We start from the raw sequence: 2,402 nt of genomic DNA on the forward strand, positions 1-2,402 counted from the left end.
GAACCTCCGGCAATTGGCTGAAGATGAATTGAAGATATTTAAACGGATTAAGACCATTTGCCTTAGCACTTTCGATGATGCTGTAAACGGCGGCACTCGCCGAAGCTCCTTTCGGACTTCCGCTAAAGAGCCAGTTTTTCCTTCCAATTGTAAAGGGTCGAATACTGTTTTCGGCAAGGTTGTTGGATATGGAGCAGTTGCCATCCTGAAGATAATTCATAAACTCTCCCTTATGATTTAGGGCATAGGTCAAGGCTTCACCTAGTTTGGATTTGGGCAGCACCTTACCTTTGGTGGAATCGATCCATACCCAAAAAGCCTCCAAAACGGGTCTTTCTCGTTCCAGACGCTCAGATTTACGTTGTTCGCTCGAAAGGTCTTCAAGCTTTTTTTCAATCTCGAAAAGTTTGTTACAGAATGTAATGCCTTGGCTTGGAAGGGTGGCTTCCGGGCTCTGTATATCTTTCGGAAGGGAATCTACGAATTTCCTTCGAAGATGTGTCCAACAGAGGCATCTTGTGACACCCGGAATCTTTGTGTACCCGGAGTATGCATCCGAGTGAAGGTACCCATTGAACCCCTTTAGGAATTTCTGAGGGTATTTGCCACTTCGGCCAGGTTGGTATTCGAAAATTCGAATGGGGTGTTTGCCATGCTGGCCGCTGCTGTATACCCACATATAGGAATCGGTGGTATTCTTTCGCCCCTCTTCATTCATGACTTGGACGACAGTTTCATCCGCATGTAAATACTTTTCCTGCAGGAGTTTTTGATGCATTAGCCCCACCAATGGAGCTAGCCAGTCGCGGGACGCAGCTTGAATCCAGTTGGCCATGGTCGCACGGCTAAGGTTTACGCCCAGTGTCCGCCACTCCTTTTCCTGACGGTACAGGGGAAGGGCGTTGACGAATTTCTGATGCATGACCCATGCCACTGTGGAAGGAGAAGCCATGGAGTGCTGGATCACCGGATAAGGCATGGGTGACTTTTCCATGTAGGGTTTCCCGTTCTTACGACAGGTACGGCACTCAAAGGTTTCACGGTAATAATCGATGGCTCTGACTTTGGCAGGAATGAACTCGATTTCAGTTCGGACGAACTCTTCGCCAACCGATACAAGTGCGGTGCTGCATGCTTCGCAAAAGCAGTCTTGTTTATCAAGGGTGCAAAGGCGTTTGTCGTGAGGAATATCCTTCAAGAGTTCCATCCGCTGACCTTGAAATTTCTTTCGCCGGTACCCTTGTATCTCCTTAAGGTCAGGCTCTGGCGCCGTCGGATCCGCTTCGATTTCTGCTTCATCAAAAAGAGACATCTGCCCCAAAGAAAGGGACGATGTCTTCTCGGTACTTCTGCCGAAGAGTTTGCGCGTTAGATATTCAACCGTATCGTGAAGCCGTTTGTTCTCCAGTTCCAGTTCGCCTATGCGTTTTTCGAGTACTTTTACCTGCTCCGCAGCGCTCATGAATACAGTTCCTTTACCGTTTTCTACTGTATCCATTATAGCATAAAAATGCCGAAAAACCCAGTAATTATGCGCATTTTCGGAGTTTTTCACCGTTAAAGACAGGCCGTAATATGGAGTTTTTTTACGGCCTTAGGTTGATCTATGGACAGGCCTTCCAGAAGCCAACGAAATTCCTGGTAGGTGATGGAGCGAACGGCTTCGGCATTCATTGGCCATTGAAAACTTCCGTTTTCCAGTCGCTTGTAAAGGAGGACAAATCCATCTCCTTCCCAACAGAGTGCTTTCATTCGATTACGTTGCCGGCCACAAAAGAGAAACAGACTGTTTTGGAAAGGGTTTAACTGAAAATTCTGCTGGACGATTGCGGCAAGTCCATCAATTGACTTCCGCATGTCGGTATACCCACAGGCGACATAGATTTTCTCCGCTTTTGAGATATCACCGAACATGTTGCAATGCCCTCAAGGTGTTTTCGATCAAGGTTGCTGATGCATTGTTGCGAATCTCCAGTGTTACAGCGCCAAAACGTATTACGATATCTGACAATACTTCTTGATCACCAGAATCAGTACCAGCTGTAGAGACTGGAATGTTTACTGGTACGAATGGATTGGTAATTGGGTTGTTTTGAGAATAAAGTGACGGGAGGGCTTCGCATGCGGCAGCGCGCACGCGCCTCAACCAATAATAATAAGTTTTAGGATTAATGTCATGATCAGCACACCAGGCAGAGATCGTTTGTCCACTACTGCGACATTCTCGGACAATCTCAGTCCATTTGTTTAATCGATACTGGTTAGTAACTTCCCTGGTATTCAACTCTAAACCTCCCTTTGGAGTTTTTCGATCGAAGTCGAAAAACTCTACAAACTCCAATTAAGGGAATTGTCTCAAAGACTGAGGGAGGTTTCTATACACTAACTTATTAGACGCTTAC

Annotated in this window: 3 protein-coding genes; all 3 read right to left on the bottom strand. The window is 46.4% G+C overall.

Going from position 1 to position 2,402, the window contains the following annotated elements:
• Window positions 1–1,462, bottom strand: a 1,462-nt coding sequence (gene tnpC, locus PVA01S_RS26250; protein ID WP_127610822.1) for an IS66 family transposase, incomplete at its 3' end; no start/stop codon positions are given.
• Between the two features lie 95 nt (window positions 1,463–1,557).
• Window positions 1,558–1,914, bottom strand: a complete 357-nt coding sequence (gene tnpB, locus PVA01S_RS26255; protein ID WP_127610823.1) for an IS66 family insertion sequence element accessory protein TnpB — start codon at window positions 1,912–1,914, stop codon at window positions 1,558–1,560.
• The gene (gene tnpA, locus PVA01S_RS26260) at window positions 1,904–2,284 is read right to left on the bottom strand and encodes an IS66 family insertion sequence element accessory protein TnpA (protein ID WP_127610824.1); all 381 of its coding nucleotides are present in this window, start codon (window positions 2,282–2,284) and stop codon (window positions 1,904–1,906) included. The genes tnpB and tnpA overlap by 11 nt, the downstream gene beginning before the upstream one ends.
• Window positions 2,285–2,402 lie beyond the last annotated feature (118 nt).

The organism is Paenibacillus validus NBRC 15382, assembly GCF_004000985.1.
Lineage (GTDB): Bacteria > Bacillota > Bacilli > Paenibacillales > NBRC-103111 > Paenibacillus_G > Paenibacillus_G validus.

What these genes read in the sequence shown, in the direction of transcription:
- tnpB (WP_127610823.1), bottom strand. Translation starts at nt 1,914, where the DNA reads ATGTTCGGTGATATCTCAAAAGCGGAGAAAATCTATGTCGCCTGTGGG.